This window comes from Flavobacterium sp. (assembly GCF_044361065.1).
Classification (GTDB): Bacteria; Bacteroidota; Bacteroidia; order Flavobacteriales; family Flavobacteriaceae; genus Flavobacterium.
In genome coordinates, this window is the sequence record NZ_JBIKJI010000112.1 from 1 (window position 1) to 7177 (window position 7177).

Consider the following 7177-nt stretch of genomic DNA (forward strand, 5'->3'; position numbering starts at 1 on the left):
TTCTCTTTCGTTTAACCAATAGTAATTATCCGTTCTAACATCTCCGTGTTTTTCTAACTTTTTTGGAATTATTTTTGCAATTGGTGGTTGAATGGTTTTCATTTTTTGATTTTGGTTTTGTGATTGTATTTTTGCGGTAAATATCAGTAAAACTGATGCTAATATTATTTTTTTCATAGTTTTTGCTGTTTTAATTTGATATTTATTTCAATTTAATTTCAAACATTTTATCCCAATTTTTACCTGTAATAAAAACCGTTTTTGTGGATCGATTGTATGCAATTCCGTTTAAAACTTCATCTCCTTCCGTTAATGCTTTTTTGTTTTTTGTTTTTAAATCTGAAAAATCAATAGCACTTTCTACGGCACCATTTTCTGGATTGATAATAACAATTACATCTTTCAGGTAAATGTTTGCCCAAATTTTTCCGTCAATCCATTCTAATTCGTTCAGTTCTGTTATGGCATTTGTATCAGAATACACGTTTATGAAACGCTCCATTTTTTGAGTTTCTGGATTTAAAAAATAAATTTTATTGGTTCCATCGCTCATAATTAAATGTTTGTCATTATGCGTTAAACCCCAACCTTCAACATCTGAAAAATAATCAAATGTTTTTTCTTGCTCTAAAGTTGCGGCATTATAGATAAAACCAACTTTATTTTTCCAAGTCAGTTGATAAATTTTGTCATTAAAAACGGTAATTCCTTCACCAAAATAATCTGGTGATAAAGGCACGGATTTTGAAACATTTCCAGATTTATAATCTGTTTTTCTTAGTGTTGATTCGCCATTTTGACCCGTTCCTTCAAATAAAATGCCGTTGTAAAATTCTAAACCTTGTGTGTAAGCATTTGCATCGTGATTATACGTGTTTAAAATAGTATAATCTTTCGTTTCATATAATTTTGGTGTGATATTCGAAACCAATTCAAAAGAGGTTACACATTCTATTTTTTCACCTTCAGAATGCACAATTGCTTTTATGTCTTGAATACCAAATTGTAATTTTTCTAATTTTAAATTAAAAACTGCATTTTCAGTTGATTTACCTAATTTAATATCGTTTGAAAAATAAATTACCGAATCAATTTTAGCATTTTCAACATTTTCAATGCTTAAATTCACAGTTTCAGTTGGTTTGTAAACTTGTTTTAAGTCTTTTGTAGCAATAGAAAACAGGTCTTTTGTTTCACTACAATTATATAAAAAAACACTTAATGCTGTGATTATAAGTAAGTTAATTTTTTTCATATTCAAATTATTTAATAATACAATATTACAATTTATTTTAAACTAATTTTTGATTTGTAGAAATAATAAAAGATTGTATATTTGCACCGGCAAGTCCTACACGACCAGCTCCCTCAAAATCCTCCAGGGTGGGAACGCAGCAAAGGTATGTGGTTGTAGCGGTGCGATGTAGGTCGCTTGCCATTTTTTACTTCTCTTCTTAAAATTCTTATAAAATTTATTGGTATCAAACTTTTTTAATTTAGATTTGTATTGTTTAAAACCAATTCAAATGAAAAAGTTATTACTATTACTTACAACAGCTGCATTTTTGCTTAGTTGTTCTCCAAAAAAAATAATTGTAGCCAGTGCAACAAAAAAAGTTGCAGATGTTACAAAATACATCAATACAATTAACGAAGCCAGTTTGTCTAAAAACCTTCACGTAATTGCTTCCGATGAAATGGAAGGCAGAAATACAGGGGAACCAGGACAGAAAAAAGCAGGTTTATATCTTATTGAGCAATATAAAGCGTTAGGTATTTCAAATCCTCCAGGGTCCAATGATTTTTATCAAAAAGTGCCTGCGGAATTTATGAAAAAAGGTTTTGCACCAAAATTGGGTGATTCAGAAAATATTTGGGCTTTCATACCAGGTTCTGAAAAACCAGAAGAGGTACTTGTTATTTCTGCACATTACGATCACGTTGGTATGAAAAATGGTGAGGTTTTTAACGGTGCAGATGATGATGGCTCTGGTACGGTTTCTTTAGTTGAAATTGCCAAAGCTTTTTCAGAAGCAAAAAAAGATGGTTTTTCACCAAAACGTTCTATTTTATTTTTACACGTTACAGGAGAAGAACACGGTTTACACGGTTCGAGATATTACGCTGAAAATCCATTATTTCCAATAAAAAACACGATTGCTGACATTAATATTGATATGGTGGGACGTAGAGACACACTTGCCAATCATAAAGAAAATGGAAAATATGTGTATGTTATTGGTTCAGACCGATTAAGTTCTGAATTACATACCATTAACGAAGAAATGAATACAAAATATGTTGGTTTAAATTTAGATTATACTTTTAATGCCAGAAACGATCCAAATCAATTTTACAAGCGTTCGGATCATTATAATTTTGCTAAAAAAGGAATTCCTTCTATTTTCTTTTTTAATGGTGTACACGAAGATTATCACGGACCAAACGATACAGCTGATAAAATTGAGTACGATTTGTTAGCGATGCGTGTTAAATTAGCATTTACATTAGCTTGGGAATTGGCCAATAGAGAAAATAGAATTGTGGTTGACAAAGACGGTAAATAATGCATTTGTTAATTCTAAACGGCCCTAATTTAAATTTATTAGGACAACGTGAACCAGAAGTTTACGGCAATCAAAGCTTTGATTCGTATTTTGATGAATTGAAATTACAGTTTCCTTCAGTTCAATTGGATTACTTTCAGTCTAATGTAGAAGGCGAAATTATCAATAAATTGCAAGAAGTAGGCTTTTCTTACGATGGAATACTATTAAATGCAGGAGCCTATACACATACTTCTGTAGCCATTTCCGATTGTGTAAAGGCAATAACATCACCAGTAATTGAAGTCCATATTTCAAATACGTTTTCCAGAGAAACATTTCGACATCAATCTTACATTTCTCCAAACGCAAAAGGCGTAATTATTGGTTTTGGTTTAAAAAGTTACGCATTAGCTATTCAAAGTTTTTTGTAACATCATACAACTTTTATTTTTTAAAAAACGTCTATAATTATACATACTAAATCTACTTAAAAAAATGAAAAAAAATACGGTATTTCTTCTTGCATTTTTCGCAATGCTTTCGACTTCTTTTGGTCAAGTTAAAGAAACCAGAGGTGTTGGAAATTTCACTGCTATTAAGGCTTCATCAGGCGTTAATGTTGTCTATACTCAAGGACCTGTGCAAAATGTTGAGGTGACTTGGGAAAAAGATTTAATGAAATTTTTAAAAGTGGAAACTAAAAATAATGTTTTAAAAATTTTTATTGAAAACACCAACTACTATAAAAAAATGGACACCAGCAAATTGCTTGTAACCGTTTCAAATCCAGGTATTGGAAGCGTTACAGTAAGCTCTTCAGCTACGTTTTCAATCAAAAATAATTTAAATGTAAGTTTGTTAAAAATTAATACTTCTTCAAGTGCTGATTTTTCAGGAACTGTAACCTGTAATTCTATTTTTATTGATGCTTCTTCAAGTTCAAATGTGGCTTTAAATATGGCAACAGACGATATTGCAGTTAATTTAAGTAGTAGTTCAAGCGTAGCATTAAAAGGCAAAACAGATAATTTAGCTATAGATGCGTCAAGTTCAGCAGATTGCGATGCTAAAGAATTAGTTTCAAATATGGCACAGGTTTCTGCAAGTACCTCTTCAGACGTTCACGTTTTAGCCCTAAAAGGATTAGATGCCACCGCTTCAACAAGCGGCTCTATAAAATATTATGGAAAATTAGATAAAGTAAAAATAACCGAGAGCACTTCTGGCTCTGTAGAACAAATAAAATAATATATGAAGCCCCAAACCTCAATCTTACTATTGCTTTTTTCTTGTTTTTCGATAGCGCAAATAAAAGGAAAAGTCACTGACTCAAAAGGAAACGCGTTGCCTTATGCAAGTGTAACCATCGAAAAAACCTACGTCGGAACTTCCACAAATGAAAACGGGGAGTACGAATTAAACATCAAAAAAACAGGTAAATACACCTTGGTTTTTAAGATTTTAGGATACAAAACCAAAACCATAACCCAAGAAATTAATTCATTTCCTGTAATAATTAATGTAACACTTCCTGATGAGCAATATTCTATTGAGGAAGTAGTTGTAAAAAGTGGCGAAAATCCAGCCAATGGAATCATCAGAAACGCAATAGCCAATCGTAAAAAAAATACAGAAAAAACCGATAAATATGAAGCCGATTTTTACTCAAGAGGTATCTTTAGAGTAAAAGATGTTCCTAAAAAATTTATGGGTATTGAAATAGGTGATTTAGACGGGAATGTAGATTCTACAGGTGCTGGAATTATTTATCAATCTGAAACGGTTTCTAAAATTAAGTTTGAAAAACCAAACAATTTAAAAGAAGAAATTATAGCGAGTAAAGTGGCTGGAAACGATAATGGATTTAGCTTTAATACTGCTTTAAATACCAATTATGATTTGTATCAAAATACCGTTGATTTCAATATCCCAATGATTTCTCCTATTGCTTCCAATGCTTTTACGTATTATAAATACAAAATAGAAGATTCATTTACAGATAGTTATAATAATTATATTTACAAAATTAAAGTAACGCCAAAGCGCGATAAAGAGCCCGTTTTTGAAGGCTATATTTACTTGGTTGACGATACTTTTGCTATTTATGCTGCCGATTTAGATGTTAAAGGCTACAGATCACAACAAGAGTTTTTAGAATCGTTTAAAGTGGTGCAAAATTTCAGTTTTAATCCAGACACTAAAATGTGGGTTAAAAGTTTGCAATCATTTGATTTTAAAGCAGGTGTGTTTATGATGAAATTCAATGGCAAATTTACACACGTGTTTAGTAATTATAATTTTGTGTCTAATTTTGAAAAGAAAACCTTTGGCAGTGAGGTAGTTACTTTTGCCGAAAAATCGAATAAAAAAGAAGATTCGTATTGGTTAGAAAATCGCCCAGTGCCTTTAACGGAAGAAGAAACTACCAATTATGTAAAAAAAGATAGTGTTTATAAAGTCCGAAATTCTCAAGTGTATATGGATTCTGTTGATGCGGTTTCAAATAAATTTAAGGCAATTAAGTTAATCACAGGATACACATTTAAAAACAGTTTTAAAAATAAAAGATTCAATTATCAAGGGCTATTTAATTTGTCATCGTTAAATTTTAATACCGTTCAGGGATATCACATAGGTTCAGGGTTTTCGTATTCAAGTTATAACGAAGAAAAGCAAAGACGAACCATAATAAACTCTGATTTTCAATACGGATTTTCTGATAAACGTATTAGGCCAACAGCGTCTTTTTATCATAAATTCAATAATACAAATGATGCTTATATTCGTCTTACAGGTGGAAATAAGGTCAATCAATTTAATAGTTCAGAACCTATTTCTAAAATAGAAAACACAGTAAGTTCGTTAATTTTTAAGAATAATTTTATGAAATTATACGAAAAAGAATTTGTTGAAATAGGAGCAGGTAGAGAAGTCGTAAATGGTTTGTTTTTGAATGCAAATATTGCTTACGAAAATAGAAAACCAGTGTTTAATACTACGGATTATTCTTGGGTAAAATCAGATGATTTGTATAGTTCAAACAATCCATTAAATCCAAATTCTGATTTACTTCCAGCATTTAATGAACATCATATCACTAAGTTTAGTTTGAGTTCTCGAATTGTTTTTGGTCAAAAATACATTACCAGACCAGACGGAAAAATGAATATGAATGAAGGAAAATATCCAACGCTTGGTTTTACTTATACAAAAGCATTTTTAGCTACAGCAAAAGCGTATGAATATGACTTTTTAGAAGCTCGTTTAAATTATAACAAAACATTAGCCAATAAAGGTGATTTGGAATTGAATATTAAAGCAGGAACGTTTTTTGGTGCCGACAACATTTCATTTGTAGATTACAAACATTTTAACGGAAATCAAACACACGTTCGCATTGATGGGCAATACAATTCAAGTTTTAATTTATTGCCTTATTATTCGCAATCTACTAATAACAAGTATTTTGAATTGCACGCAAATTATAACGATAATGGTTACTTTATGAATAAAATTCCATTATTAAATAAATTAGGTTGGAACTTAGTTGGAGGATTTCATCAATTAGCCGTTCCAAATATCAGACCCTACCAAGAAATAACTGTTGGTTTAGACCGAATTGGCTTTGGAAAACTTAAAATTTTCCGTGTAGATTATGTTAGAAGTTTTCAAGGGAGCAACTTTGGACAAGGATTTATGTTTGGTTTGAGATTTTAGGTAGAAAATTCCAATATTTAAATTCCAAATTCAAATATGTAAAAAACCTCGAAATTTGAAAGTTTCGAGGTTTTTTGTATTTAAAATTTTGTGGTTCTCTGTGTTTTCTTTGCGTTACTTTGTGTAACCTTATTACCCTAAAACCACTAATTTATTTTCTCCGTCAACTACTACTTTAGTTAGGCCGTGTTTGGCTAAACCTTTCATCGCAGCATCCCATTTTTTTCCGCTTAAAGCAGATTTGTCTTTTAAAACACCAATTGGTTGATTGTTTTCTTTCTCTAATAAACTAACAATGAATTTTTCGTCTTCTGTTAATTCATACGTTACTTTTTTCTCAGGACGCATTTGAGGGAAAAACAACACTTCTTGAATTGAGGCGTTATTTGTTAAAAACATAATTAATCGGTCCATTCCAATTCCTAAACCAGAAGTTGGTGGCATTCCGTATTCTAACGCACGTAAAAAGTCTTCATCAATAATTCCGTTAGCTTCATCATCGCCTTTTTCAGCTAAAGCCATTTGTGCTTCAAAACGTTCTCTTTGGTCAATTGGATCGTTTAATTCCGAATAGGCATTGGCAATTTCTTTTCCACAAACCATTAATTCAAAACGCTCTGTTAATTCAGGATTGTCTCGGTGTTGTTTACATAAAGGCGACATTTCTTTTGGATAATCCGTAATAAAAGTCGGTTGAATGTAATTTCCTTCGCATTTTGCACCAAAAATTTCATCAATTAATTTTCCTTTACCCATAGTCTCATCCACGCCAATTCCCATTCCTTTAGCCGCTTCAAATAACTCAGCTTCCGTTTTTCCAGAAATATCAAAACCTGTAAAGTCAATGATAGATTGCGTCATAGTCACTCTGGCATAAGGCGCTTTAAAACTAATTTTATGTTCACCAAAAG

At 31.3% G+C, this 7177-nt stretch carries 6 protein-coding genes and 1 other RNA gene; 5 read left to right on the plus strand and 2 right to left on the minus strand.

What is annotated here, in order from left to right:
* Positions 1 to 202 precede the first annotated feature (202 nt).
* On the minus strand, positions 203 to 1255 hold the full coding sequence (locus ACIQ11_RS07550) for a glutaminyl-peptide cyclotransferase (protein ID WP_396154061.1): 1053 nt from the start codon (positions 1253 to 1255) through the stop codon (positions 203 to 205).
* An 87-nt stretch (positions 1256 to 1342) separates the two neighbouring features.
* Here ACIQ11_RS07550 and ffs point away from each other — a divergent pair.
* From ffs to ACIQ11_RS07575, 5 genes are all read left to right on the plus strand, one after another.
* An RNA gene (ffs, locus tag ACIQ11_RS07555) (signal recognition particle sRNA small type) lies at positions 1343 to 1441 on the plus strand.
* An 85-nt stretch (positions 1442 to 1526) separates the two neighbouring features.
* A complete protein-coding gene (locus ACIQ11_RS07560; protein ID WP_396154062.1) occupies positions 1527 to 2567 on the plus strand; it encodes a M28 family metallopeptidase in 1041 nt (346 codons plus the stop codon).
* Positions 2567 to 2980, plus strand: coding sequence for a type II 3-dehydroquinate dehydratase (gene aroQ, locus ACIQ11_RS07565; RefSeq protein WP_396154063.1), 414 nt, complete (start codon positions 2567 to 2569; stop codon positions 2978 to 2980). The genes ACIQ11_RS07560 and aroQ overlap by 1 nt, the downstream gene beginning before the upstream one ends.
* Positions 2981 to 3044: 64 nt before the next feature.
* Positions 3045 to 3797 (plus strand): head GIN domain-containing protein, encoded by a 753-nt coding sequence (locus ACIQ11_RS07570; RefSeq protein ID WP_396154064.1) that lies wholly within the window; start codon positions 3045 to 3047, stop codon positions 3795 to 3797.
* Positions 3798 to 3800: 3 nt separating this feature from the next.
* Complete coding sequence (locus ACIQ11_RS07575; protein WP_396154065.1) at positions 3801 to 6266, plus strand: DUF5686 and carboxypeptidase regulatory-like domain-containing protein; 2466 nt, start codon at positions 3801 to 3803, stop codon at positions 6264 to 6266.
* 132 nt (positions 6267 to 6398) lie between these two features.
* Here the strand turns inward: ACIQ11_RS07575 and ACIQ11_RS07580 are convergent.
* Positions 6399 to 7177: amino acid--tRNA ligase-related protein (locus ACIQ11_RS07580; RefSeq protein ID WP_396154066.1), on the minus strand; the 779-nt coding region annotated here is incomplete at its 5' end.